The sequence below is a fragment of the Nocardia carnea genome (assembly GCF_029868855.1).
GTDB lineage: Bacteria > Actinomycetota > Actinomycetes > Mycobacteriales > Mycobacteriaceae > Nocardia > Nocardia carnea_A.
Genome location: NZ_JARWOV010000307.1, coordinates 24,455 through 50,739, shown reverse-complemented (window position 1 = coordinate 50,739; position 26,285 = coordinate 24,455). Strand labels below are relative to the sequence as shown.

22 protein-coding genes and 2 tRNA genes are annotated in these 26,285 nt (G+C 65.4%); 12 read left to right on the top strand and 12 right to left on the bottom strand.

What is annotated here, in order from left to right; genetic code table 11:
* Positions 1–940: 940 nt before the first annotated feature.
* The 6 genes from rsmG to rpmH all read right to left on the bottom strand — a co-directional run bounded on the left by rsmG (position 941) and on the right by rpmH (position 4,591).
* Complete coding sequence (rsmG, locus tag QH195_RS31900; RefSeq protein ID WP_432278490.1) at positions 941–1,690, bottom strand: 16S rRNA (guanine(527)-N(7))-methyltransferase RsmG; 750 nt, start codon at positions 1,688–1,690, stop codon at positions 941–943.
* A gap of 181 nt (positions 1,691–1,871) precedes the next feature.
* On the bottom strand, positions 1,872–2,423 hold the full coding sequence (locus tag QH195_RS31895; RefSeq protein WP_280438120.1) for a protein jag: 552 nt from the start codon (positions 2,421–2,423) through the stop codon (positions 1,872–1,874).
* 80 nt (positions 2,424–2,503) lie between these two features.
* The gene (yidC, locus tag QH195_RS31890) at positions 2,504–3,598 is read right to left on the bottom strand and encodes a membrane protein insertase YidC (protein ID WP_280438119.1); all 1,095 of its coding nucleotides are present in this window, start codon (positions 3,596–3,598) and stop codon (positions 2,504–2,506) included.
* A gap of 4 nt (positions 3,599–3,602) precedes the next feature.
* Positions 3,603–3,950, bottom strand: a complete 348-nt coding sequence (yidD, locus tag QH195_RS31885; protein ID WP_280420395.1) for a membrane protein insertion efficiency factor YidD — start codon at positions 3,948–3,950, stop codon at positions 3,603–3,605.
* Positions 3,947–4,342 (bottom strand): ribonuclease P protein component, encoded by a 396-nt coding sequence (gene rnpA, locus QH195_RS31880; RefSeq protein WP_280438118.1) that lies wholly within the window; start codon positions 4,340–4,342, stop codon positions 3,947–3,949. The genes yidD and rnpA overlap by 4 nt, the downstream gene beginning before the upstream one ends.
* Before the next feature lie 105 nt (positions 4,343–4,447).
* Entirely contained in the window at positions 4,448–4,591 is a 144-nt protein-coding gene (rpmH, locus tag QH195_RS31875) for a 50S ribosomal protein L34 (protein WP_084492389.1), read from the bottom strand.
* Between the two features lie 558 nt (positions 4,592–5,149).
* Between rpmH and dnaA the strand changes: the two genes are divergently transcribed.
* The 8 genes from dnaA to QH195_RS31835 all read left to right on the top strand — a co-directional run bounded on the left by dnaA (position 5,150) and on the right by QH195_RS31835 (position 18,860).
* Complete coding sequence (dnaA, locus tag QH195_RS31870; RefSeq protein WP_280438117.1) at positions 5,150–7,432, top strand: chromosomal replication initiator protein DnaA; 2,283 nt, start codon at positions 5,150–5,152, stop codon at positions 7,430–7,432.
* Positions 7,433–9,058: 1,626 nt separating this feature from the next.
* A complete protein-coding gene (gene dnaN, locus QH195_RS31865) occupies positions 9,059–10,234 on the top strand; it encodes a DNA polymerase III subunit beta (RefSeq protein ID WP_280438116.1) in 1,176 nt (391 codons plus the stop codon).
* Between the two features lie 187 nt (positions 10,235–10,421).
* A complete protein-coding gene (recF, locus tag QH195_RS31860) occupies positions 10,422–11,654 on the top strand; it encodes a DNA replication/repair protein RecF (RefSeq protein WP_280438115.1) in 1,233 nt (410 codons plus the stop codon).
* 344 nt (positions 11,655–11,998) lie between these two features.
* Entirely contained in the window at positions 11,999–12,565 is a 567-nt protein-coding gene (locus tag QH195_RS31855; protein ID WP_280420390.1) for a DUF721 family protein, read from the top strand.
* Between the two features lie 306 nt (positions 12,566–12,871).
* Positions 12,872–14,914 (top strand): DNA topoisomerase (ATP-hydrolyzing) subunit B, encoded by a 2,043-nt coding sequence (gene gyrB, locus QH195_RS31850; RefSeq protein WP_280420389.1) that lies wholly within the window; start codon positions 12,872–12,874, stop codon positions 14,912–14,914.
* Between the two features lie 72 nt (positions 14,915–14,986).
* Complete coding sequence (gene gyrA, locus QH195_RS31845; RefSeq protein ID WP_280420388.1) at positions 14,987–17,488, top strand: DNA gyrase subunit A; 2,502 nt, start codon at positions 14,987–14,989, stop codon at positions 17,486–17,488.
* A 39-nt stretch (positions 17,489–17,527) separates the two neighbouring features.
* Complete coding sequence (locus tag QH195_RS31840) at positions 17,528–18,610, top strand: DUF3566 domain-containing protein (protein ID WP_280420387.1); 1,083 nt, start codon at positions 17,528–17,530, stop codon at positions 18,608–18,610.
* Positions 18,611–18,786: 176 nt separating this feature from the next.
* Positions 18,787–18,860 (top strand) — tRNA-Ile (locus QH195_RS31835).
* A gap of 285 nt (positions 18,861–19,145) precedes the next feature.
* Here QH195_RS31835 and QH195_RS31830 read toward each other — a convergent pair.
* Positions 19,146–19,817 carry a TetR/AcrR family transcriptional regulator gene (locus QH195_RS31830; RefSeq protein ID WP_280438114.1) on the bottom strand — a complete coding sequence of 224 codons (672 nt, stop codon included), beginning with the start codon at positions 19,815–19,817 and terminating at the stop codon, positions 19,146–19,148.
* Positions 19,818–20,061: 244 nt separating this feature from the next.
* On the opposite strand from QH195_RS31830, the gene QH195_RS31825 reads away from it, so the two are divergent.
* Entirely contained in the window at positions 20,062–21,339 is a 1,278-nt protein-coding gene (locus tag QH195_RS31825) for an oxygenase MpaB family protein (RefSeq protein WP_280438113.1), read from the top strand.
* Positions 21,340–21,432: 93 nt separating this feature from the next.
* Positions 21,433–21,505 (top strand) — tRNA-Ala (locus QH195_RS31820).
* Between the two features lie 260 nt (positions 21,506–21,765).
* On the opposite strand, the gene QH195_RS31815 is transcribed toward QH195_RS31820, so the two are convergent.
* Complete coding sequence (locus QH195_RS31815; protein WP_432278393.1) at positions 21,766–22,110, bottom strand: winged helix-turn-helix transcriptional regulator; 345 nt, start codon at positions 22,108–22,110, stop codon at positions 21,766–21,768.
* 114 nt (positions 22,111–22,224) lie between these two features.
* On the opposite strand from QH195_RS31815, the gene QH195_RS31810 reads away from it, so the two are divergent.
* The gene (locus QH195_RS31810) at positions 22,225–23,124 is read left to right on the top strand and encodes an NAD(P)-dependent oxidoreductase (RefSeq protein WP_280438121.1); all 900 of its coding nucleotides are present in this window, start codon (positions 22,225–22,227) and stop codon (positions 23,122–23,124) included.
* Positions 23,125–23,192: 68 nt separating this feature from the next.
* On the opposite strand, the gene QH195_RS31805 is transcribed toward QH195_RS31810, so the two are convergent.
* Positions 23,193–23,714: a helix-turn-helix domain-containing protein gene (locus QH195_RS31805; protein ID WP_280438112.1), complete on the bottom strand. Its 522-nt coding sequence runs from the start codon at positions 23,712–23,714 to the stop codon at positions 23,193–23,195.
* 156 nt (positions 23,715–23,870) lie between these two features.
* Positions 23,871–23,996, bottom strand: coding sequence for a hypothetical protein (locus tag QH195_RS31800; RefSeq protein WP_280438111.1), 126 nt, complete (start codon positions 23,994–23,996; stop codon positions 23,871–23,873).
* A 107-nt stretch (positions 23,997–24,103) separates the two neighbouring features.
* On the opposite strand from QH195_RS31800, the gene QH195_RS31795 reads away from it, so the two are divergent.
* Positions 24,104–24,391 (top strand): cold-shock protein, encoded by a 288-nt coding sequence (locus QH195_RS31795; RefSeq protein ID WP_280420380.1) that lies wholly within the window; start codon positions 24,104–24,106, stop codon positions 24,389–24,391.
* 18 nt (positions 24,392–24,409) lie between these two features.
* On the opposite strand, the gene QH195_RS31790 is transcribed toward QH195_RS31795, so the two are convergent.
* Complete coding sequence (locus QH195_RS31790; RefSeq protein ID WP_280438110.1) at positions 24,410–24,922, bottom strand: thioesterase family protein; 513 nt, start codon at positions 24,920–24,922, stop codon at positions 24,410–24,412.
* 97 nt (positions 24,923–25,019) lie between these two features.
* A complete protein-coding gene (locus QH195_RS31785) occupies positions 25,020–25,931 on the bottom strand; it encodes an oxygenase MpaB family protein (RefSeq protein ID WP_280438109.1) in 912 nt (303 codons plus the stop codon).
* Between the last annotated feature and the right edge of the window lie 354 nt (positions 25,932–26,285).

The following is a 26,285-nucleotide window of genomic DNA, read 5'->3' as shown; positions in this document are numbered from 1 at the left end:
ATTGCTCGGCCGTGGAATCTGCATGCCAACGGTCATCTACGGCGCGAGCACGGCAGGTGTCCGCGAACGCGGCCGAAGGATGGCTCGACTTGGTGCCCGTCCTTCAACCTCCGGTGACACCACCATTCGTCACGGTGACGGCACCCGCTCGATCCGTGCCATCGTCCATTCCGGTAATACGTGGCCGGGTAACGCACTCAACGACAGGGAAGGGGAGCGTTATTGTCCCGCTCGACACATCCTCGTCCGGCACGAGCGACCGCACCACACCACCTCCGTAAACCAGTCGTGGTGGCCCGTTTCGCTCTCGCATTTCTCCATGTTTCCCGTGAAACATCGGTCGGCGACTGAGGAACACCTATGGCAGCTCGCTCCGACCGACTCGGCATACCGTCGACCATCACCGAGAAGCCCGGGTTCACACCCACCCTTGCGCCGGGATCGCAACGTGTGCGAAACAGATGGACCACGACCGCGCGTCCGGCTCGCTAGCGCTGCACCCCTCCAGCCAATTGAGCCGACGCCGGCAGGCCAGGCCAACTACATCAGCGCGCCTCACCGCGTCGCGGGTCGTCTCGGCGGGCCCCGCCGCCTCCCCGGACCGTGCCACCCCCTCAACAACATTCGGCCCTGCGATGTGGTGTCGTCCTACGGCGGTGGACACTCTGGTCTGCAAACGACAACGACGAAGCGCTCACGTCGCTTCGAATACCCCCGTGCAGACAGCAGTCGCCCGCACAAGTCCGGGAGTCCGGGAGTCCGGGAGTCCGGGAGTCCGGGAGTCCGGGAGTCCGGGAGTCCGGGAGTCCGGGAGTCCGGGAGTCCGGGAGTCCGGGAGTCCGGGAGTCCGGATCGCCCAGCGCCGTGTTTCGAGCAAATGGACGTTTCACGGGAAACATCGATGGCCGCGGCGGGGGAGTGCGCCAGACGCGGGTCCGGATCAGGTTTGGTCTGATTCGGACCGCCGCTGCGCTCTCGCGCGTTTCTTCGATCGCTTGGACGGCCGCTCCGACCGCCGCAGACGTTCGGCCGAAAGAACCACCGTAGGTGGATCGACTATCCCGGCGCCGCATTCCAGAACCGCGAAATTGCCGGCCCCCACCCTTTCGACGGCCACGCGATCGCGTTCCAGTTCCTCGGCGACACTCGCCCCTTTGAGGGCGAGCATATGTCCGTGTTCATGCAGCAGCGGGATCGACCATTCCGCCAGCTTCGCCAAGGGGGCGACGGCCCGGGAGGTCACCACGTCGGCACCGCCCGCTTCCTGGATCACCCCGGGTTGTTCCGCCCGACCACGCACCACGGTGATCCCGAGTCCCGCCGCGTCGATGAACTCCTTGAGGAAAACCGTCCGACGCAGTAGTGGCTCGACGAGGGTGATCCGCAGGTCCGGGCGGGCGAGAGCGAGCGGAATTCCGGGCAACCCCGCGCCGCTCCCGATATCGACTACCGAGGCTCCCTCGCCGATCAGTTCGCCGACGACAGCGCAGTTGAGGATATGACGCTCCCAGAGGCGGGGCACTTCCCGCGGGCCGATCAGTCCGCGCTCCACCCCTGCGGTAGCGAGAGCGGTCCAGTAGTCACACGCCGATCCCAGCCGCTCGCCGAAGACAGCCTCTGCTTCCGCCGGCGGCGGCGACTGCGACACCACGGCCGCTGAATCGCCGAGTTCTGGTTTCACGTGAAACACCCTTCTGTTCGATCGAGATCGACAAGATTGAACGGACAGACCCACTACGGTCTCTCACCGTAGCCCCCCACGGCCGGATCGTTCTCGGCCAGCCGGGCCTCGACGTGCGAAGGGCCCGAGTCCGTGCGACTCGGGCCCTTCACATCCACCGATTCCCGGCTACTCGGCCGGTGCGGGGGACTCAGTCCGGTATGACGACAACGCGGCGGTTCGGCTCCACGCCCTCGCTCTCGCTGGCCACTCCGTCGATCGCGGCGACCGCATCGTGGACGATCTTGCGTTCGAACGGCGTCATCGGGGCGAGCTCCTCGGGCGAACCGGTTTGCAGGACGCGCTGCGCGGCCGCTGCGCCGAGGGCGCTCAAATCCGCGCGTCGTTTCGCTCGCCAGCCCGCCACATCGAGCATCAACCGGCTTCGCACCCCGGTCGCCTGCTGCACGGCGAGCCGGGTGAGTTCCTGGAGCGCGTCGAGTACCTCACCGCTGTGGCCGACCAGCTTCGACAGATCCTTGCCGCCGTCGATACTGACCACCGCACGATCACCTTCGACATCGAGGTCGATATCACCGTCGAAGTCGAGCACATCGAGTAGTTGTTCGAGATAGTCGCCCGCGATCTCGCCCTCTTCGATGAGTGCTTCCTCGGCGTCGCTCGCCGAATCCGCGACGTCCGGCTCGACCACAGTTGCGGATGCGCTGGCGGTGGCGTCGCCACCTTCGGTCTCGAGTGTCATATGTTTCCTTTATCTGCTCGCCGGGACGCCGACCACCCGTCGGCCGGCGTTCCGATCACAAGGGGTCTGCGGAGGAGGGGTCAGCGACGCCGCTTCTGGTTGGGGCGGCCCCGGTTGCCGGATCGCTTCTGACCACCCGGCCGGCGCTGGCCCGGCTGTTTGGGTTTGGCGTTCGTCTTGGCGGGACTCGAACCGTTCGCGTCGGCCGTACTGTCGGCGGAAGTGTCCTCGGAATCGTCGGCCGGTTTGGCCGTTTGCTTCTTCCTGGTATCCACGGGCTTCGCGCCGGGCTTGGGGGCGTTCTGCGCCTGTTTCTCCAATTTGGCCTGACGCTTGGCTTCCTCTTCTTTGGCCATCCGGCCGAAGACGAGATGCTGCTGGCCGTAGGTCCAGATGTTGTTGGACACCCAGTACAGCAGGACGGCGATGGGCAGGAACGGACCACCGATCAGCACACCGAACGGGAACACCCACAGCGCCAGCTTGTTCATGATGGCGGCCTGCGGATTGGCCGCTGCCTCGGCGCTCTGGCGAGCAACCGACGCACGGGCGTTGAAATGAGTCGCGACAGCGGCGATCACCATGAGCGGGATCGCGACCGCGGCGATGCTGACCCGGCTCGGGGTGCCGCCGTAATCGGCGAAGGCCTGCAGCTCCTCGGCCGGTGCGGTGATGAATGCGGAGATCGGGGCACCGAAGATACGAGCGCTCAGGAACGACTGCACATCGTCGACGTTGAAGACGTAGTTCGGTGTATGCGCGTTGGTGTAAGGGTCCATACCGAGCTGGCCGAATCCGTGACCGGTGCGGTTGAACGAACGCAGTACATGGAACAGACCGAGGAAGACGGGCACCTGGGCGAGGATCGGAAGGCAGCCCATGAGCGGGTTGAAGCCGTGGTCCTTCTGGAGTTTCTGCATCTCCAGCGCCATCTTCTGACGGTCGTTCTTGTACTTCTTCTGCAGCTCCTTGATCTGCGGCTGCAGCTCCTGCATCTGCTTGGTGGTACGGACCTGTCTCACGAAAGGCCGGTAGAGCACCAGACGCAGCGTGAAGACCAGGAAAACCACGGACAGCGCCCAGGACAGGCCGTTGTCGGCCCCGAACGCGAAGCCGAATACCCGATGCCAGAACCAGAGGATCCAGGACACCGGGTAGTAGATGATATCGAGCACGGCTCTATGCACTCCCGTCGGTAGTGTCACCGATCACCGCGTGCGGTGATCCCTTACAAGCTTTGGGCCGCGGGTCGTCGTGGCCGACACTGCGCTGCCGCTCCGGCACGGGATCCCATCCACCAGGGTGCCAGGGCGCACATTTGGCCAATCGCACGACCGTCAGTCCGAGGCCGACAATCAGTCCACGGGTGCGCAGGGCGGTCACCGCGTACTCGCTACAGGTGGGGGTGAACCGGCAGACCGGCATCCGCGTGGGGGAGACATAGGTCCGGTACAGCTCGATCGAGAAGATCAGAATATTTGCCGGCCATCGGGCGACGGCGGCCGGCCTCGAGGTTCGGGTGCTCATAGTGCGGTGCCCACGTCGGCAACCGCCGGGAGATCGAGCCGGCGTAACCCGCTACACAGCTGGCGGCGAAGCTCATCGCTGTCGGCGCCGGCGGCGCCGGGGAGAGCGCGAATCACGATATCCACCTCGGCGGAGATATCCGCGGTCAGTTCGGCACATATATGGCGCAGGCGGCGTGCCACGCGGTGACGGACGACCGCGGGACCCACCGCCTTGCTGACGATCAACCCGAATCGGGGGCCACCGAACCGGACCCGGAGCTCGGGATCTTCCGGATCCTGGTGGTCCACCAGCACGTGGACGACCAAGTCCCGCTTTCCCGCGCGCCGACCGCGCCGTACCGTCCGGGAGAAATCGGCACGCCGGTGCAACCGATGCGGCTCAGGAAGCACCCGGGCACCCGGACATCATCGAAGCCGCCGAACCGGCAGTGTTACCGGCGGCGGGGGCCACGGGGTTCGGCGGACCGGGCATCGGGCACCGAGTTCGGTTGGAAATCAGGCGGTGAGGCTGGCGCGGCCCTTACGGCGCCGCCCGGAGACGATGGCGCGGCCCGCACGAGTCCGCATCCGGAGACGGAAACCGTGGACCCGCGCCCGACGACGGTTGTTCGGCTGGAACGTCCGCTTGCCCTTGGCCACGGTCAACACTCCTCGAATTGGTGGGCACCCGACGGCGCCCGAAGCTTTCGGTGATTCTCTCGATGTCGGTTCGGCGTCACCGCCCTGGAAGGTGGTCAGCACAGGACAGTCACCACGCCGAGGGTGACTGTACGAGGGTACTTATCCAGTTCTACCGGGTCAAACTCGCCCCTCCGGGCGCGATCGGGTCACACGCTCGCGGCGGCCGGCAGCGGTGGCGATGGTCACCCTGGGGACGTCGCTCGCCGACGGGGCCGCAGGTCGAGCACCCGCGTCCGGTCGGCGCAGCGCGCGACCACAACGGTGGTCCCCGGAGATTGTCCACATCTGTGGATAATTGTGTGGAAATACCCTGTGAATGGCATATTCGTAGGGCCGACGGTGCCACGCCGCAGCCGGAAGAGGGGGTTCCGGGCAGTGCCCCGGGCGCCGTATCCGTCGGATGCGGCAGATCCGGTGAGCGACGTATGCGGTGTCACTGGAACGAACCAGTACAGTAGACGCACCGCGAGCCCCGGACGTCTGCGCCGAGCAACCGACTCCCGGGGAGGACACTGGATGGACGACGAGCAGAACGTACTGGCCACCGTGTGGCCGGAGGTGGTCACCGAGTTGACCACCGGTTCGCCAGACGGTGCCATAGGCGCGGTGACCAGGGCCCAGCAGGCCTGGCTCAAACTGGTGAAACCGCTGATGGTGGTCCAGGGTTTCGCACTGCTCTCGGTTCCGTCCTCGATCGCGCAGGAAGCCATCGAACGCGACCTGCGCGAACCTATTCTGCGTTCACTGGGCCGACGACTCGGTCCGCAGGTGGAGGGCCTCGGCGTCCGGATCGCCGCGCCGGTACCCGCCGGGTCCGAACCCGGGCCGCCACGGCACGCCCGGATGACCAGCCGCCCCGAGCCCGTCAACACCCGGCCGGAGTCTTTCGGCGGTAACGGTCCGGGGCGTACCCCCACCGGTTTCACCCCTACCGCGGCCGAACCGCCGTGGCGTCCCGAACCGATCCGGGAACCCGATGCCGGTGCCTATCCCGCGCGTGGCGGCCCGCGCGGTCCCGATTTTCCGGGTGGTGCCGATTTCCCGGGTGGTCCGAGGCAACCCGGCGAGCCCCGCTTTCCGCCCCCGGAGTTCTCGCACGAAGCCGAATTGCCGTTGACCGGTGAACTACCCCGTAATCCGGCCCGCCCGCGCGGCCCGGAAACGGCCGGTCCCGACCCCGTGCGGCGTTCTACCCTCCCCGAACTGCCACACGGCGCGGAATCCGTACCGGGTGCCGAGTTCCTTGCCCGCGACAACGACTTCGCGCGCGGTTCCGCCGACCCCCACGAGACCGATCCGCCGACCGTGGAAACCTATGCCACGCCTCGGGCCTATCCCCGCGACTTTCCACCCGCCGCCGAATACACCCGGGAACCGGAGTACGAACGGGACCGCGAATATCCGCCTGCCGACTACCCCGACAGCTATCCCCCCAGCCGCGCCGAGCTCGGCGAAACGGTGGTCAACGGCCGGGAACCGGGCGTGGCGGCCCGGGAGCCGGCAGCCGATATCGACCCGATCCTGTCGTCGCGCCGGACCACCCGGCCGGCCCAGGAAACACTTTTCGTACCCGATATCCCGCCCGCCGATACCGCGCCGCGGGACCCGCTGCGCGACCCCGACCGGGACAGCCTGCGGGAAAGTGTCCGCGATTCGGGTATCGATCCGGCGCCGGACGGCCACCGGGACGACGAAACAGTGGTCAACGTGCGGGATTCGTGGCCGACTTTCTTTGCCAAGTCCTCCGAGGCCGGTGATACGGCCAAATCGTCGGCGAGCCTGAACGCGAAGTACACCTTCGAAACCTTCGTCATCGGCGCGTCCAACCGCTTCGCCCACGCCGCGGCCGTTGCCATCGCCGAGGCGCCCGCCCGCGCCTACAACCCGTTGTTCGTCTGGGGTGCCTCCGGGCTGGGTAAGACCCATCTGCTGCACGCCGCCGGCCACTACGCGCAGCGGTTGTTCCCGGGGATGCGGGTCAAGTACGTCTCCACCGAGGAATTCACCAACGACTTCATCAACAGTCTGCGTGACGACCGGAAGGTGGCGTTCAAACGCCGCTACCGCGAAACCGACATCCTGCTGGTCGACGATATCCAGTTCATCGAGGGCAAGGAAGGTATCCAGGAGGAGTTCTTCCATACCTTCAACACGCTGCACAACGCGAACAAGCAGATCGTGGTGTCCTCGGACCGCCCGCCGAAACAGCTGGCCACCCTGGAGGAGCGGCTACGGACCCGGTTCGAATGGGGGCTGATCACCGATGTACAGCCGCCGGAACTGGAAACCCGTATCGCGATCCTGCGCAAGAAAGCGCGAATGGATCGCCTGGACGTGCCGCACGATGTGCTGGAGTTGATCGCCAGCCGGGTGGAGCGCAATATCCGCGAACTCGAGGGCGCGCTGATCCGGGTCACGGCGTTCGCGTCGTTGAACGGCCAGCCGTTGGATCAGTCGGTGGCCGAGGTGGTGCTGCGCGACCTGATGCCCGAATCACAGGACGTCGAGATCACCGCGTCGACGATCATGGGCGTCACCGCCGAGTACTTCAACACGTCGATGGAGGAGCTGACCGGGCCCGGTAAGGCACGTCCGCTGGCCCAGGCTCGTCAGATCGCGATGTATCTGTGCCGGGAACTCACCGACCTCTCCCTGCCGAAGATCGGCCAGGCATTCGGGCGTGACCACACCACGGTCATGTACGCGGAGAAGAAGGTCCGCAAGGAGATGTCGGAGCGGCGCCGGGTCTACGACCAGGTTCAGGAACTCACCGCCCGCATCAAACAGCGCTCCCGCTGATCGGCCGGCCGCAGCCGAGTCCCAGTATTCGCACGCCGCGGCCGCGCCTCCGGTTCGCCGCGGTGCGGGATCACAACGCCGTCGCTCTCGGGCACCGTCGACGGCATCCGCGCCACGGTGGCGCCGAACCACCGGCCAGACCGGTATACCCGGAGGGCTGTGCGGTGCGCTTCCGGGCATACGACCGTCCTACCGCCCGGGGCCGAGCGCGGCTCCCGAAGGCACCGATATCGAAGGCCGCGCGACGCGTCCCTGGTGTTCTCCCCGGAATGCGCATCAGAGGGCTGGAGTGCGCTAGCCGTACCGCCAGGCCGCCGCAGCCCGCGTTCACAACCTCACGGGGAACTACACCTAGCCCGGCACTGGAACCAGCTTGCGGCAGATTCGACGGGCATGGCGTGCCGATCTCGTATCCCGTGTCCGGCCGAGCGCGGCCCGGCGTTCCGTCGGAGACTTCCACGGTCGAAGTTCCGCTGCCCCAAACGACTTCGCGAAACCGTGCCGAGGACACCCATTCGTGCCGCGGTGACGGTGCGTACGCCTCCCTGGCGTGTCGAAAGTACTCACAGGTGTGTCGCTAACAGCTTTTCAACGCTCTGACCTGCCATTTCTGGATCATTGGGGCTGTGGAATCCACAGGTTATCCACCGATCCGTCCACAGTGTTCACACCCCCGGGTGCACAAGTTGTCCACAGTCTGGTTATCCACAGTTTCCACAGGCGATTTCATCCACACCCACTGAGCAGGACCGTTTCGGTCAGAGGCCTGGGGACAGCCTGTGGATTCCTCGAGGATTCCTCGAGGAATCCACAGGTTATCCACCGATTCGTGCACAGTGTGCACAACTGCCCGGATTCTGGGGACCAACGTGGGGATGAACTGTGGATGCTGTGTGGACAACAAAACCTGTCCACAGGCCGCGCGGATTCATCCTCGAGTTATCCCACAGCAGTCCACAGCCGGACACGCCAGCTGAACTGGGAAAACGGCGGCAATCCACAGTTTCCACAGGGCCTATTACTACCCCTGTTCTTCATCTAGAAAATTTCTCTTGAAAACAGGATGTGTGGACAAGTCTCGAGCGCACGGCACGAAGGCAGGTGGTCGCGGAACCACACAAGGACGAGCCGGGAGCAGGCTTCGGGGACACCTACTGCGTGGGTCGCGCCGTACCGGATGGCAATCGAGGACAGTGCTGTACCCGGTCGATGCTCCCCGCCGTGGGCTTGCACCTCTCACACGTCCGACTCCCGGTCTCCTCTTCCGGGCACACCGACCCACACTCCGGCTTTGTGCACAGCTCTGTTCCGGGACAACTGGGGACGGATCCGCGCACCGCCCATGAACCGTCCACAGCCGTGCACAACACCCCCGCGAGTTACCGGGACCTGTGATGGGCCTGGTCCGGTGCCGGTGCGAGGACGTATCCTCCACACGGAGGGGCGGCCGATACGGTGCGGCGAAACGGGGTACGGTCTTAAGTCGGTCGCTGTGCCAGAATTCTCCGGCGGTCGGCCGGCGCCGCGGCCGCCGTAACATCGCCGTGCGGCGGAATCGGCGCGGCGGGATACACGGAGGCAGCACAGCCACCGATCCACACTGAACGGGAGAGGACACCTCGGGCGATGGACCTTGCAGGCATGAAGTTTCGGGTCGCGCGTGAGGATTTCGCGGAATCGGTCGCATGGGTGGCGCGCAGTCTGCCGTCGCGCCCGCCGGTCCCGGTTCTCGGCGGAGTCCTGCTGGTCGCGGACGAGGACGGGCTGACCGTCTCCGGGTTCGACTACGAGGTATCGGCTCAGATGCGGGTGGCCGCCGAGGTCGCCGGACCGGGCAGAGTCCTGGTCTCCGGGAAACTGCTGGCCGATATCACCAAAGCGCTGTCGAACAAGCCGGTGGACGTCTCCGTCGACGGCAGCCGCGTACTGATCCAGTGCGGCAGCGCCAAGTTCTCCTTGCCCACGATGCCGGTCGAGGATTATCCCCAGTTGCCCGAGGTCCCGCAGTCCAGCGGACAGCTCGTAGTGGATGTGTTCGCCGAGGCCGTGGGCCAGGTCGCCGTCGCGGCCGGGCGTGACGATACGTTGCCCATGTTGACCGGTATCCGGGTCGAGATCGAGGGCCCCGAGGTGGTGCTCGCCGCGACCGACCGCTTCCGGCTCGCCGTACGCCATATCCAGTGGCAGCCCGCGCGCACCGATATCGAAACCGCGGTGCTGATCCCCGCGCGCACCCTCTCCGAATCGGCCAAGACTCTCGGCGCCTCCGATCAGCCGGTCCAGCTCTCGCTGGGGTCCGGTGCGGGCGCAGACGGCCTCCTGGGCATCGTCAACGGCGGCCGCCGGACCACCACCCGGTTGCTCGATGCCGAGTTCCCGAAGTTCCGTCAGCTGCTGCCCAAGGAACACACCTCGATCGCCACCTTGACGGTGGCGTCGCTCACCGAGGCGATCAAACGTGTCGCGCTGGTGGCCGAGCGGGGCGCCCAGGTGCGGCTGGAGTTCTCCCCCGAGGGTTTGCAGCTGTCGGCCGGTGGTGACGATGCCGGGCGGGCCGAGGAATGGCTGACCGCCGACTTCCGGGGCGAGCCGCTGACCATCGCCTTCAATCCCGGATATCTCATCGACGGTTTGTCCGCGTTGCGTTCGGAGCGGGTCACCTTCGGGTTCACCACGCCGAGTCGGCCTGCTGTCCTGCTCCCGGCCCGTGAGGAGGAGCCGGAGCCGCTCGAGAGCGGTGCGTATCCGGCCCTGGACAGCGACTACATCTACCTGTTGATGCCGGTCCGGTTGCCGGGCTGAGCGGGCGTGGATTCGGCAGCGCTTCTCCGGCGCCGATCCACGCCGGCGGCCGGGGTATCCGTCAATTTCGTGATCGCAGGATCCGGGCGGAGCGATACCTCTGCAAACCCGGGCCGCGACCTGCGCCGACGTAAGTTATCCACAGCTGTGGATAACTCCGTGGGCACCTGTCGAATGGTGTGAACCGGTGCATATTCGTACTCTGACCTTGCATGATTTCCGTTCCTGGGAACATGCTGAGATCGAGTTATCCACAGGCCCTACGGTTTTCCTCGGGGCAAACGGCAATGGCAAGACCAACCTGTTGGAAGCCCTCGGCTACCTGTCGACGCTCGGATCGCACCGGGTGTCAGCCGATGCCCCGCTCATCCGCACCGGCACCGAACGGGCCCGGATCGGCGCCAATGTGATCAACCTCGGACGTGAGTTGCGCGTCGATGTGGAACTCAACCGCGGCGCGGCGAACCGGGCGCAGATCAACCGGTCACCCGTTCGCCGGCCGCGCGAGATCCTCGGCATCCTGCATACGGTCCTGTTTGCGCCGGAGGACTTGGCGCTGGTTCGCGGCGACCCGGGCGAGCGCCGCCGCTTCCTCGACGAACTGTGCACCGCACGGCGGCCCGGCCTGGCCGGTGTACGCGCCGATTACGATCGGGTACTGCGGCAGCGGTCGGCACTGCTGAAAACCGCCGGTCGGTCAGGCCGTGCCGCTCTCGGCACCCTCGATGTGTGGGACGGCCACCTGGCCGGTCACGCATCGGTCCTACTTGCCGAACGGCTGCGCCTGGTACACGACCTGGATCCGTATATCACCCGGGCCTACGCGGCGCTGGCCCCCGAATCGCGCCCGGCTACCGTGGGTTATCGCAGCGCCGCGCTACCGGACGAATTACTCGATCCGGCGCGTGAACCGCGCTCCGACGATCCCGCGGTACTCGAACAGGTGCTGCTCGAGGAGATCACGCGGGCGCGTTCCAAGGAACTGGAACGGGGTGTCTGCCTGGTCGGCCCGCACCGCGACGATCTGGACCTACTGCTCGGCGAAACCGCGGCCAAGGGATTCGCCAGCCACGGTGAATCGTGGTCGTTCGCGCTGGCTCTGCGGCTCGCGGCGTTCGAGCTGCTGCGGGCCGGCGGGTCCGAACCCGTCCTGCTGCTCGACGACGTCTTCGCCGAACTCGACCGCCGGCGCCGTACCGCCCTCGCCGCGGTCGCGGCCGATGCGGAGCAGGTGCTGATCACTGCCGCCGTGCCCGAGGATGTGCCCGGCGAGCTGACGGGGGCCACTCTGCAGGTGACGACCACCGGTGACCCCGAACACCGTATCTCCGCACTGGCCGGGAGCCCCCCGGCGGAGTCTGCCCAGCCCGGCGGGGAGAACCCGCCACAGCCGGTCCCCAGCGAACGGTCAGCACAGTGAACACGCAGCGGCCGGTGCCTTGCACGAGGGCCGGGGCGTTCGTAGAGTGAGCCGATACGCCGGGCCGTTATCCCCCGTCCGGCTCTTAGTGCACAGTTATCCACAGCCTGTGGATAACTTGTCGGCCCAGGTCGTCGGCCCGCACTCGGGTGTCGACCCGGTGCGATTGGCCACTACCTGCGCCGGCAGGCGAAATACCCACCCTGAGCAGGGCTTATGCCCTGTGAGATGGTGCACTTCCGGTTATGTGGCCCCGATCTCGAGGTTCTGGCTCCGGATGTGTACAACTCGAGCAGATACCGGCCGACCCTGGGGATAACTCGGCTGGTGAGCGGAGCGCGACGATGACCGACCGGCCCGGAACTCCCGGTGGCGCCGTACCGCCGGCCGAACCGGAGCTACGCGGGATCGACCTGGCCCGTCGTGCGCTCGAAGAGGCACGTGCGGCCGCGCGAGCGAGTGGCAAATCCGTGGGCCAGGGGCGTTCGTCGCCCCGCCGGAGTTCCCGTGGCGGAGCTCGCCGGCGTAGCGGTTGGTCGGGGCCGCGACCCGACGATCGTGATCCGCAGCCACTGTCCAAGCTCGCCACCTCCATCGCGCGGAGTCGTGGCTGGTCCACGAAAGTGGCCGAGGGGACAGTGTTCGGGCACTGGTCCGGTGTGGTCGGCGAGGATATCGCCGCACATGCCAAACCGGTGAAACTCGAGAACGGTGTGCTGAGTGTGGCGGCCGAGTCCACGGCCTGGGCCACTCAACTCCGGTTGCTGCAGGCGCAGTTACTTGCGAAGATCACCGCGGCCGTCGGCCCCGGGGTGGTGCGCTCCCTGCGTATTGCGGGCCCGACCGCCCCGAGCTGGCGTAAGGGCGAACGACATATCCGCGGCCGGGGTCCGCGTGACACCTACGGGTAGACCCGGTTTTACGTGGAACGCGACGGGCCGCCCGGGCCGGTGCCTTCAGCGAACTCTCAGGACGAATCTGATGGTCCGAAAACGGTCGCGCCGCGAGGGGACCCGTGCCGGTCCGATTTCTCTCATCCTGGGAGCCGTCAGGGGTGTCGCAGATGCACTGTAAGTTGGGCTGCGAAGTAAGATGGAAACGTAAATCAGCGGCGATACCTTCGGCGCGTTGTGTGCAGCCCTCTTATCTGTCCCGGGCCCACGTGCGCTGTCCCACCGCCGTCCCGGGGACCAGCAAGTAAGGAGAGCTACCGACCAGTGGCTGCCAAAGACTCCAAAGCATCAGGTTCGAGCGCATCGAACAAACAAGATTACGGTGCCTCCTCCATCAAGGTCCTGGAAGGCCTCGAGGCGGTGCGGATGCGCCCGGGCATGTACATCGGTTCCACCGGCGAGCGTGGCCTGCACCACCTGATCTGGGAGGTTGTGGACAACTCGGTCGACGAGGCGATGGCCGGGCACGCCACCAAGGTCGAGGTCACCCTCCTCGCCGACGGTGGTGTCCAGGTCGTCGACGACGGCCGCGGTATTCCGGTGGCGATGCATGCCCAGGGCATCCCGACCATCGAGGTCGTCATGACCCAGTTGCATGCCGGCGGCAAATTCGACTCCGATTCCTACGCCGTCTCCGGCGGTCTGCACGGTGTCGGTATCTCGGTGGTCAACGCGCTGTCGAGCCGGCTCGAGGCCGAGGTCGATACCGACGGTTACCACTGGAGCCAGACCTACAAGGACGCGGTCCCCGGCCAATTGGTCCAGGGGGAACCCACCAAGGCCACGGGTACCACCATCCGGTTCTGGGCCGATCCCGCGGTATTCGAGACCACCACCTACAACTTCGAGACGGTCTCGCGGCGCCTGCAGGAGATGGCCTTCCTGAACAAGGGCCTGACCATCGTGCTCACCGACGAACGGGTCAGCGAGGTCGAGATCACCGACGAGGTGGTCAGCGAAACCGCGGACGCACCCAAGCACGGTGAGGAAGAAGCGGCTCCTGCCCAGCACAAGGTCAAGACCCGTACCTACCACTATCCCGGTGGTCTCGAGGATTTCGTCCGGCACATCAACCGGACCAAGCAGCCGATCCACAATTCGGTCGTCGCGTTCACCAGCAAGGGCACCGGGCACGAGCTCGAGGTCGCGATGCAGTGGAACTCCGGCTACTCGGAGTCGGTGCACACCTTCGCCAACACCATCAACACCCATGAGGGCGGTACCCACGAGGAGGGTTTCCGCGCGGCGCTGACCACGGTCGTCAACCGGTACGCCAAGGACAAGAAGCTGCTCAAGGAAAAAGACGGCAACCTCACCGGTGACGATATCCGCGAGGGGCTGGCCGCCATTGTCAGCGTGAAGGTCAGTGAGCCGCAGTTCGAGGGCCAGACCAAGACCAAGCTCGGCAATACCGAGGTGAAATCGTTCGTGCAGCGCACCTGCAACGAGCATCTCGCGCATTGGTTCGAGGCGAATCCGGCGGACGCCAAGACCATCGTCAACAAGGCGGTGTCCTCGGCGCAGGCCCGGGTGGCGGCGCGTAAGGCCCGCGAGCTGGTGCGGCGTAAGAGCGCGACCGATATCGGTGGCCTGCCCGGCAAGCTGGCCGACTGCCGGTCCAAGGAGCCGGCCAAGTCCGAGATCTACATCGTCGAGGGTGATTCCGCCGGTGGGTCGGCGAAATCCGGCCGCGATTCGATGTATCAGGCGATCCTGCCATTGCGCGGCAAGATCATCAATGTCGAGAAGGCGCGAATCGACAAGGTCCTGAAGAACGCCGAGGTCCAGGCGATCATCACCGCCTTCGGCACCGGTATCCACGACGAGTTCGATATCAGCAAGCTTCGGTATCACAAGATCGTGCTGATGGCCGATGCCGACGTCGACGGCCAGCACATCTCGACCCTGCTGCTCACCCTGCTGTTCCGGTTCATGCGTCCGCTGATCGAGCACGGCCATGTTTTCCTGGCGCAGCCGCCGCTGTACAAGCTGAAATGGCAGCGCAGCGAACCGGAGTTCGCCTATTCGGATCGTGAACGCGACGGGTTGGTCGAGGCGGGCCTGGCGGCCGGTAAGAAAATCAACAAGGACGACGGTATCCAGCGGTACAAGGGTCTGGGCGAAATGAATCCGAAGGAGCTGTGGGAAACCACCATGGACCCCTCGGTCCGGGTGCTTCGTCAGGTGACGCTGGACGACGCGGCCGCCGCGGACGAGCTGTTCAGCGTCCTGATGGGCGAGGATGTCGCGGCCCGGCGCAGCTTCATCACCCGTAACGCCAAAGACGTCCGTTTCCTCGACGTGTAGTAGCGGCGGTTGCACCCGCAGCGCAGCAGCGCGCGGTGATCCGCCGTTATCCGTCAGTACCTAGGAGATTGCATGACCGACACAACCCTGCCGCCGGAGAGTGCGGGCGACCGGATCGAACCGGTCGATATCCAGCAGGAGATGCAGAACAGCTACATCGATTACGCGATGAGCGTGATCGTGGGCCGCGCACTGCCGGAGGTCCGCGACGGCCTCAAACCGGTGCACCGCCGGATCCTGTACGCGATGCACGACAACGGATACCGGCCCGACCGTAGTTACGTGAAATCCGCGCGTCCGGTCGCCGACACCATGGGTAACTATCACCCGCACGGCGATTCGGCCATCTACGACACCCTGGTGCGGATGGCGCAACCGTGGGCGATGCGCTATCCGCTGGTCGACGGCCAGGGCAACTTCGGCAGCCGCGGTAACGACGGCGCGGCCGCCATGCGTTACACCGAATGCCGGCTGACCCCGCTGGCCATGGAGTTGCTGCGCGAAATCGATCACGACACCGTCGATTTCATCGCCAACTACGACGGTAAGACCCAGGAACCGGTCGTTCTGCCCAGCCGTGTGCCGAATATGCTGATGAACGGCAGCAACGGTATCGCGGTCGGGATGGCGACCAACATTCCGCCGCACAATCTCAACGAACTGGCCGAGGCGATCTACTGGGCGCTGGACAACCACGACGCCGACGAAGAAGCCACACTCGCCGCATGTATGGAGCGGGTGAAGGGACCGGACTTCCCGACCTCCGGGCTCATCGTCGGCACCCAGGGCATCCACGACGCCTACACCACCGGCCGCGGTTCCATCCGGATGCGCGGTGTGGTGGAGATCGAAGAGGACGCCCGCGGCCGCACCACCATCGTCATCACCGAACTGCCGTACCAGGTCAATACCGACAACTTCATCAATGCGATCGCCGAACAGGTCAAGGACGGCCGGATCGCCGGCGTGTCCGATATCCACGACGAATCGTCGGACCGGGCGGGTCTGCGTATCGTGGTCACGGTCAAACGCGATGCGATCGCGAAGGTCGTGCTGAACAATCTGTACAAGCACACCCAGCTGCAGACCAGTTTCGGCGCGAATATGCTCTCCATCGTCGAGGGCGTGCCGCGTACGCTGCGCCTGGACCAGATGATCCGGCTGTATGTGAACCATCAGCTCGATGTGATCGTCCGGCGCACCCGGTACCTGCTGCGCAAGGCCGAGGAACGGGCACATATCCTGCGCGGCCTGGTCAAGGCGCTCGATATGCTCGACGAGGTCATCGCGCTGATCCGCCGCTCGGCCAATACCGAGACCGCGCGCACCGGCCTGATGCAACTACTCGATATCGACGAAACCCAGGCCACCGCGATCCTGGATATGCAGCTGCGCCGGCTGTCTGCGCTGGAGCGGCAGAAGATCGTCGACGAGTTGGCCAAGCTCGAAGCCGAAATCGCCGATCTGAAAGATATTCTGGAGAAGCCGGAGCGGCAGCGGGCCATCGTCCGGGACGAACTGGCCGAAATCGTGGAACGCTACGGCGACGAGCGGCGTACCCAGATCATTTCCGCCGACGGCGATGTTGCCGACGAGGATCTGATCGCCCGCGAGGACGTGGTGGTCACGATCACCGAAACCGGTTACGCCAAACGCACCAAGACCGATCTCTACCGCAGCCAGAAGCGCGGCGGTAAGGGTGTGCAGGGCGCGGGTCTGAAGCAGGACGATATCGTTCGGCACTTCTTCGTGACGTCGACCCACGACTGGTTGTTGTTCTTCACCAACAAAGGCCGGGTATACCGGGCCAAGGCATATGAGCTGCCGGAGGCCAACCGCACGGCACGCGGGCAGCACGTGGCGAATCTGCTGGCTTTCCAGCCGGACGAGAAGATCGCCCAGGTAATCCGGATCAAATCCTACGAGGATGCCGCCTACCTCGTGCTGGCGACGCAGAAGGGCCTGGTCAAGAAGTCGCGGCTGGTGGACTTCGACTCCAACCGCAGCGGCGGCATCGTCGCTGTGAACTTGCGCGACAACGACGAATTGGTCGGCGCCGTACTGTGTTCCGCCGAAGACGATCTGCTGCTGGTCTCGGCGCAGGGGCAGTCGATCCGTTTCTCCGCCACCGATGAGGCGTTGCGCCCGATGGGCCGGGCCACTTCGGGTGTGCAGGGTATGCGGTTCAATGCCGATGACGCGCTGCTGTCGCTCAATGTGGTCCGCGACGGGACATATCTGCTGGTCGCGACGTCCGGTGGTTATGCGAAGCGCACCGCCATCGAGGAGTACACCGCCCAGGGTCGCGGCGGAAAAGGTGTATTGACCATCCAGTTCGACGCCCGGCGTGGCACCCTGGTGGGTGCGCTCATCGTCGACGACGACGACGAGCTGTATGCGATCACGTCCAGCGGTGGGGTTATCCGCACTGCCGCCCGGCAGGTCCGTAAGGCCGGTAGGCAGACCAAGGGCGTGCGATTGATGAACCTCGGCGAGGGCGATACCTTGCTTGCGATCGCACGTAACGCCGACGAGCCCGAGCAGATCGACGGTGGCGATTCCCCCGAGCAGTAAATCCATATCGGCGGCAAAGAACGGATCCGAGGATTCCCATTGACCACTCCGAAACAGCCGAGCGACGAGCGGCAGCAGACGAACGGTGTGACCGAGAGGGTCACTCCGTCCCCGATTTCGCCGCGCCCGATCCAGCGGCCGGGTGATGCCGCGGACAACGAGCAGTCCGGGGGCGGGCAGCCGGGCGGCAATGCGTCCGGCGGCGCGCCCGCCGACGGCTCCGCGCCCGAAAACCAGGAGCAGCAGGGCGAATTCGCGTCCGAACCGCGTAATGCCGGATCGCCGAACCCCGGCCCCCAGGGTTCCGGCGCCCAGAAACAGCAGTCCGGTGGCGGTAACGGTGGCGAGCAGGGCCGGTTCCAGGAGGGCTGGTCGCAGTTGCCGCAGCGTGAGCCCCAGTCCAATCTGCCGCAGCGTGAGCCCCAGTCCAATCTGCCGCGGCCGGGCCACACCCCGGTGGGTGGGGCACAGCCGCGTTCGGTCGGGCTGAGCGGCGGGGTCACCAATGCCCGCACCACGAGCGATCTGGCGGCCAAGGCGGCCCGTAAGGAAGCTGCTATGGCCAAATCCGTTGGCCTGGACGGGCCTACCCGCAGTATCGCCCGCCCGGAGCTGGCCAAGGATATGCCCGATCTCTCCGAGATCCGGCATCCGCTGCCGCCCGAGCAGCACACGCCGCCGCCCGCCTACACCCCGCCGGTGTCGTCGGGGCCGACGGGCTCGCCGGCTCCGCGGGGCCTACCGCAGGCGGTGCTCGGTGGTGAGCCGCTGCGGGCCACGGTGCAGGTCCGGCGGATCGACCCGTGGTCGACACTGAAGATCACCCTGGTGATCAGTATCGCCATGTTCTTCGTCTGGATGATCGCGGTCGCGCTGCTGTACATGGTGCTGGCGGGTATGGGTGTTTGGGAGCGGCTCAACAGCACCTTCACCGATATGGTGTCTCCGGACAGCGGCTCGGTCGGGCTCATCGACGCCGGGACGGTCTTCGGCTATGCCGGGGTGATCGGGCTGATCAACGTGGTGCTGTTCACCGCGCTGGCGACCGTTGGGACGTTCATCTACAACCAGTGCTGCGATATGGTCGGCGGTATCCAGGTCACCCTGGCCGACCCCGACTGAATTCGGTCGACGCGACGGCCGGTGCCTGGATCCGGGCACCGGCCGCCGTGCAGGGAAAACCGAACGTCTTCGAGGCTGTGACCAGTGGTTTTGGTTGTACGGCGGTCGTTCGGGTAGTCTCTGTTCTCGGCCGGTTCCGGTAGGAAAGTCACCTTACTATCGGCGGTCGAAACCACGGGTCTATAGCTCAGGCGGTTAGAGCGCTTCGCTGATAACGAAGAGGTCGGAGGTTCAAGTCCTCCTAGACCCACTCCCTGTAATACATCGACGACCTCCACCGGAAACGGTTCGGAGGTCGTTTTCCTTTCCCTCCGAATCCGGCCCTTCTCGTTACCGCAACCAACGGTCCTGGATGAGTCGGCGCCGCCCAACAGAGTTAGGCTGAAGAAATGAAATACGTTCTCACCATCGGAATTGTCGCTGCGGTTCTCATCGGTATCAGCAAGCTGCGCAAGCGGGATGAGGCCGATATGTGGCATGAGGTCACCACTCGCTGATTTCGTTTCCGGCGGGCCGGTCGCTCGCCTGCCGGTGATCACGGCCGGGCCAGCAGTTCGATGACCGAGGACACCTGCGCGGTGGACGGTGTCGGCAGGTTGTCCCGGCCGTGGATCAATCCGAGGCCGATATAGACCATCGCGCCCGCCCGGATCCCGGCCTGGTTCTCGTCGAAACCCAGGTCGAGCATGGTGCGTTTGACGGTTTCGAAAACGCGCTGATCGAGGTTGCGCACTGCGGCCGCCACTTTCGGGTTGGTGCGTGACCATTCCCGCACGCTGGTCTCCACGATCCAGTGGCGTTGATCCACCAGCATTGCCGCCATTTTCTCGATCCGTTCCTCCACCGGGATCTCCGCGAAAGCGGCCAGATCGCGGACCGTCCGGCTCTGGATCGCGCTCCAGCGGTCCGCCATGGCCGTCATGAGTTGTTCGATATCATCGAAATGCCAGTAGAAGCTGCCCTTCGTGACGCCCAGTTCCTGGCACAGCCGCTGGATCTTGATCGCTCCTACACCCTCGCGTGACAGCAGATTCAGGGCGCCGTCGACCCAGTCGTCGTAGGAGAGCCGGGCGGTGCGCCGACGTTGCCGCTGCTGTGCCTGGGCCTTTTTCGATCTCGGCCGACTCGGCGTGGCTCGTTCAGCGGGCGGTTCCGCGGCGTCGGAGCCCGCCGTTATCTTCTCCGACCGATCGCCGCTGAGTCCCATACACCGATGGTAGGGGAGGCGCCCGGTGGGCTCGGAGGATCCGGTGATTATGGCTGCCGTGGGCGGTTGACCGCTTATGCCTCGAGCGGATGGTCGCGAATTCCTCGGGAAGGCGTTCCCATCTTCCCGTACTCCGTACTGTTCAGTACTGTTAATCCATACATTGAAGTATGGTTTCGGCGGGGGCCGGCCCGTGGCATGGGTCAGGGCGCTGCCGCGGGCCGGCTCGGCAGGGAGGACAGCGATGTCGACACCAGTGGTGGTAGCGGATACCGAAGACCCGGCCTTTCGGTGCCCGGAGAGCTTTAGGTACTGGCAGGCCCGGACCGATCCGCGGGTGCGGACGGTGGAACGCCTGGTACGTGCCGTGACCGGTAGCGACCTCTTCCCGACCGACGAACAGGCGAAGGCCTTGTGCGCGGACATGTTCGCCGGTGATCCGGTGGCGGAACGGTTCGTCGCCGAGGTGCTGCGCGGCGCGGACGGTCGCGAGAACGGGCGGCGACTGCTGGATACCGCGCTGAGCGACGGTATCGACAGCATCACCGATCCGCCGCCGGCGATGCGCGCGCTGTTCGACGAGTTCGAGACCGTGCCGGAGTGGGTGCGCCCTGACCTGGTCGAACGCGGCGCAGCGGTCTGGCGCCGGTGGGGCACCATGCTGTTCAGCTTCGCGGGGGCCGAAACTCTGGAGATGTACACCGAAGCCGCCGTCGCCACCCCGCTGTCGCTGGCCGGCGGCTACGCCGGCGACAGCGCGTTGCGCCGCTTCTTGGAAACCTGCCGGTTCTGGATGGATGTGTCGGAGCCCGGCGCACTGCTGACACCCGGATCGCCGGGCCGGGCTACTGCTCTGAAGGTGCGTATCATGCACGTTTCGGTGCGCGCGGGGGTCGCGCGGCACCCCGAATGGGACACCGAACGGTGGGGGCTGCCGATCAGCCAGACCTACCAATTGCTGACCTTGATCGCCGGCAGCACCATCCCCGGATTGGGATTGTGGGCGCTCGGCTATCAGACCAGCCCGGCGGAATTCCGGGCGCTGCTGCACTTCCAGAAGTACATGGGCTACCTACTCGGCGTCCGGCTCACCTGGCATCCGGAAACCGTGCCCGACACGCTGCGGGTCATGGCCATGACCCTGATCGCCCGTGCCCACGATTCCGGCGATCAGGGCAACGAGCTCATCGAGTCGTATCCGGCGGCCTTCGCGCCCCGGCCCGAACAGCGCGGAATAGCCCGTCTGCGGGCGCACTACAACTATCGGATCAACTCCGCCTACCCGGCCTTGTACATGCTGCCTACCACTCGCCGGAAGTACCGCATGCCGTCGGCGTTCCCCTGGGTACTGCTTCCGATTGCCCGGATCCCACTGGTCACCGCAGTGGAATTGGCGCGACGAGTGCCGCCGCTCGGACGCCTGCACGAAAAGGTGATGCTCTGGCATCGCGAGAACTGGTACCGCGAACAGATGCAGGGCCGGGAGGCGGAGTTCGAGGCCACCGGTGCCCTGCGCAGGTGAACGCCCGGTTATCGCCGGGTAGGCTTGTTTGACGGTGTACGTGCCGGAACGCTACTGTTTCGCAGGCGACTCACCGCGGTCGCGCATCTGCCCGGGGCCTTAGCTCAATTGGCAGAGCACTGCCTTTGCAAGGCAGGGGTTAGGGGTTCGATTCCCCTAGGCTCCACAAAACGCTCTCTACCTGAACATTCAGGTAGAGAGCGTTTATCGTTCGGGCGAAACCCCCGTAACCGTGCTTCGACTCCTAGAGCGGTCCGGACTTCCCGGTGCACCTGTTCCGCGTGCCGCCAACGTATCCGGGTCAGAGGGTCTGTCGACGCATATACCGCTCGATTGCCGGACGGGGCGCGTGCGACGCCCGGGATACCGGCCCGGCATCCGGCGCGCACACCCAGCCGTTGTGGCGCAATGCCTTTGCGGTAGGGGTCAGCAGGCGATGTCCAGCAGGTGTCCGCGGTGCCGATCGCCCCATTCCTCCAAGGGGCGTAGGGCGCGGGCCAGGTCTTCACCCAGCGCGGTGAGTGAGTATTCGACCCGGGGTGGAACCTCCGGATAGATCTCGCGATGAACGACTCCGGCGGCCTCCAGCTGGCGCAGGTTCTCGGTCAGCACCTTTTCGCTGACTCCGGTCAGTGCCCGGTGGATCTGTCCGAAGCGCTGGGGGCCCGCGCCCAAAACCCACATCAGATGCAGTTTCCACTTACCGCCGACCACGTCGATCGCCAGGGACATACCACACACATCGTGATCTACATCACTTACACCGGCCACCGCGACCTCCCGACCTCGTTACGGACCTCGAGGTGAGCAACCCCACCCGAACGTACGTTCTTGTCCACCTTACCTGCGGGAACGCAGTATCGGTTCCGGCGCCGAAATAGTTCGATCACGACGAAAAGGAATCCGATGTCGCAACAGAACACTCGGTCGGTCAGTGTGATCGGCCTGGGCCCGATGGGGCAGGCCATGGTGCGGGCTTTCCTGGCGGAGGGTGTCGAGGTCACCGTCTGGAATCGCAGCCCCGAGAAGGCCGAAGCCATGGTCGAGGCGGGTGCACGCCGGGCCGCGACAGTGGCCGAGGCGCTGGCCGCCGGCGAGGTGACCGTCCTCAGCTTGACCCACTACGACGCGATGTACGACGTTCTCGGCCAGGCGACCGATGCGTTGCGGGGCAAAGTCATCGTTAATCTTTCCTCGGATTCTCCGGAGAACGCCCGCAAAGGCGGACAGTGGGTGCGTTCACACGGGGCGCAATTTCTCTCCGGCGGCTTCATGTCCGCGGGCGACAATATCGCCCACCCCGCCTCGTACATCTTCTACAGCGGGCCGCGGGAGGTATTCGATGCCCACGCCGAACTGTTGCGGCCGTTGAGTCCGCAGGAGTATCTGGGTGACGACGACGGTTTGGCGCAGGTGTTCTATCAGGCGCTGCTGATCGTTTTCCATCCGTGGATGCTCGCGTTCGATCAGGCACTGGCCCTGATCCACCGCTCCGGCAACGATATCGACCGATTCCTGCCGTATGCGCAGCGTTCCGCCGAGGCCTATCCGTTCTTCATGGCCGAGTACGCGGCGGCCGCCCAGAAGGGCGGGTGGGGCGATCTGGCTGCCTTCGCGATGATGGATGCCGGCGCGCAGCACATCATCGATGCGAGCGAGGAGGCCGGTGTGGATGCCACCCTGTCGCGTACCGCGCAGGGGCTCTGGCGGCGCGCGCGTACGGCCAGTGCCGAAGCCGGGCGCCCGGTCTCGATTTTCGAGTTGATGGCGGGCCGGGATTCCTGAGCCGGGATCGGCGTGTGATTTCGACCCGCTACGAGTGTGCTGGCGGGCGCCCGGCCGGGGATCGTGTATCAGCGGCCGTCGTTGCCATCCGCTCGTCGCGCCTTTTCCGTTATCTCCGCGGCGTATTCCTGATGGCCGACCCCGGGGAGCTGTTCGAGGGTGAGGCCTTCGATATCCCACCGGGGGCGGGCGTCGGCGATGAAGCGGATGGCGTCGCGTACGAACCGCCGGCCGGCCGGTTTGCCGATATGCGCGGACGGAGTGTGCAGACGAAACCAGCCGAGGAGGTCCCCGGCCGTGCCGTCGATTCCGGTGGCCGTGACGGTGTCGTCCGAATCACCCGTGTCCGGGAGCAGAAGACTGGTGGGGGAGACCCCGAGTGCGACTGCGAGCGCCATCAAGTCGTCCACATCGACCCGGCGCTCGCCACGCTCGATCCGCGACAGACCCAGCACCGGGATGGGGCGGCCGAGTGCCTCGAGACTGCGCGCGAGTTCGGCATACCCCAGGTTCATCAGAGTGCGGTAGCGGAGGATGTTTTCCCTGACGGTATCCCCGGTAGGGCCGAGCGGGTTCTTCTTGATCACCACCTGACCAGGTTTGTCTATCGAAATGATTGCGTCAAGAATCAGTTCGATAGGTCGCAACTCGGGCCCCGACCGGCACCGGAGATGCGGTCCACATCATTTCGATCGCATCGAAATGATGTGGACACAGATCCTTTCGATGGACGTACCGGCGCTCTTTCAGCTCGAGCGCAGCAACACCAGAGCCGCCTGCGGGGTCGGTTCCGTTCGGGCGGGTTCCCGGAAGAGACGCATATCGACGGTGAAGCCGGCGCGGGTGTCGGTGAGGAAGGATGCTGCCGGCACAAAGGCACCGTAACGACGTGCCCGGTGACACCGTTCGTGACGTCAACGGCTACTGGGCGTACGTTTGAGGTGTCGACCAAGACATCACGAGTGGAGAAGACCTGGTAATGACCCCTTCGGAGTCTGCCGCGCCCGGCATCGACCGATCGGATTGGAGACGGGGGAGAGTCTTCTGGTTCGACTCCGAGAAAGGGTTCGGCTATATCAAGCCCGACGACGGGACCGAACAGGTCTTCGTCGAATACCGGTGCATAGAAACCGACGGCTACCGAACCCTGCATGCCGGGCAACCGGTGGTGTTCGTCAGTACGGCCCGCCCCCGAGGCCACGAAGCGGTGACGGTTCGCCCGGCGGCCGGTCGGCCCGATTCCGGTAACGGCGCCGAACCGGCCTGACTCCCGCAGGGGCAGCGTTCAGCGGCGTATCCCCATGGCTCCGCAGACCGGCACGGGCCAGTCCGCAGCGTCGGATGCGAGTTCGCGATCGATGGCCGCGGCGGTATCGGCCGCGAACGAGGTGGCCGATCGAGTGCGCAGATCCACATGGATCGCGGTGATCTCGAGTGTGCAGCTGAGGCGCCGGGTGGTGTCGTTCACCAGCATGGCAACCACATGCACCACCTTGTCGGAGCGATCCACACCCCGCACGTAGACCGAAACTTCCTCGCCGACCCGGGTTTCGGCGTAGTAGCGGATGTGATGTTCGGCGGTGAAGAAGCCGGTGCCGCGGCTCGCGCGGTATTCGTCGGTTATGCCGATACGTTCGAAGACCAGTCCACCGGCTTCGACGCACAGGTCGAAGTAGTGCCTGATGTTCATATGGTCGTTCTCGTCCCGGAAGCTCTCGGGGACGGTGATCGGGCCGAGTTCGCGCGGCAGCCGGACCACCTGTTCGTATTCGGGAAGCGTGGTTGTACTGCTGGTCACGGTCGGTACTCCTGTCGAACTCGGCTCGCCCGAAGTGTATCGATGCAGAAGAAGGCCCCCGGACGAGGTTCGTGTCCGGGGGCCGTTCGCCGGTCGGTCAGAGCGGCCGGATATCGATGACCTTGCGCAGCCGGGCCTTGTCGCGTTCGAGTTTGCGGGCTTCGTAGGCGATCGGGAAGTAGCGCAACCGCTCGGGCAGCAAGGGAACCAGCCTGGCGATGAACCAGCCGAGAACGCGCAATTTGCGCTCATCGGACTCGGTCCAGGTGAGACCGAGTTTGCGGCGCGCCACTTCGGGGGTGGTGCCGACGGTGACGAAGTACTGCATCCGGCCGAACGGACCGGTCACCGCACGCCACAGCGGGTGCAGGGCATGAGGCAGCTGGGTGGGCGGGGCGATCGTCCGGATTACCTTCAGGTAGTCGTATGCGGTCTGGGTGGCTTCCAGATGATTTTCCACCTGGTCCGCGAAGAACTTCTCGAAGTCGGCGTAGGACGCCGGCAGCTCCTTGGGTGGTACGTAGAAGTTGCGCATCAGCTGCAGCGTCTCGCGGTAGTATTCTTCCTTCTCCGCCGAGGTCAGCGGCCGTTTCGCGAAATACTCGGCGTTCTCGGCGAAGGCGAAGGTACCGGTGTGCAGCACCCAGGCCCAGGGGCCACTGGACAGGGCGGTGTGCCGTTTTCCATCGGCGTCGGTGGTGTTGAGAGTGGCGTGCATTTTGCGTAACCGGTCGGTCTCGCCGAGCGATTCCTCACCGCCGTAGGTCCACATCATCACCGCGGACAGGCTGCGCAGGGCGCGGCCGATGGGGTCGGTGCGGAAGGTGGAGTGGGCATCGACCACCGCGGAGATCGAGGGTTCCATGGTCTGCAACAGGAAGGCCGAGCCCGCTGTCAGCGAGAAGGTGATCAGTCCGACTTCTTCCCAAGTCCGGGTGCCGGGACCGAACGGCCGGCGCTCGGCCGGAGCATGGGTGTCGATGGCTGCGACGTCTACGGACGCGGTCATGCGGATCTCCCTTGATCTACTGCATCGATCTGATGAGACGATGATACTCCAAATCTCTCACCATCGCGGCTCCGGAGTTGCCGCCGGATACGAAACGGGGGGCGTGCGCGGGGTTTGTTGCAGAAGTCCCGGCTATCCGCGCGACTCGGCAGCGGGCCCGGACATGAGAGCGGGCCTCGGCGAAGGGGGGGAGTTAGCCGAGGCCCGCGTAAGGTCGGCCCGGGGGGGAGGGGCCGACGCGTTCGATCCTACGCGATGATCCGAATTTACGCGTACAAGAGGCCCAGTAGTTTCCGACTTTTTTTGGTGCGGTTCACAACCTTCCCACGGTCGGCCGGTGGAGGTGTTCCCGAC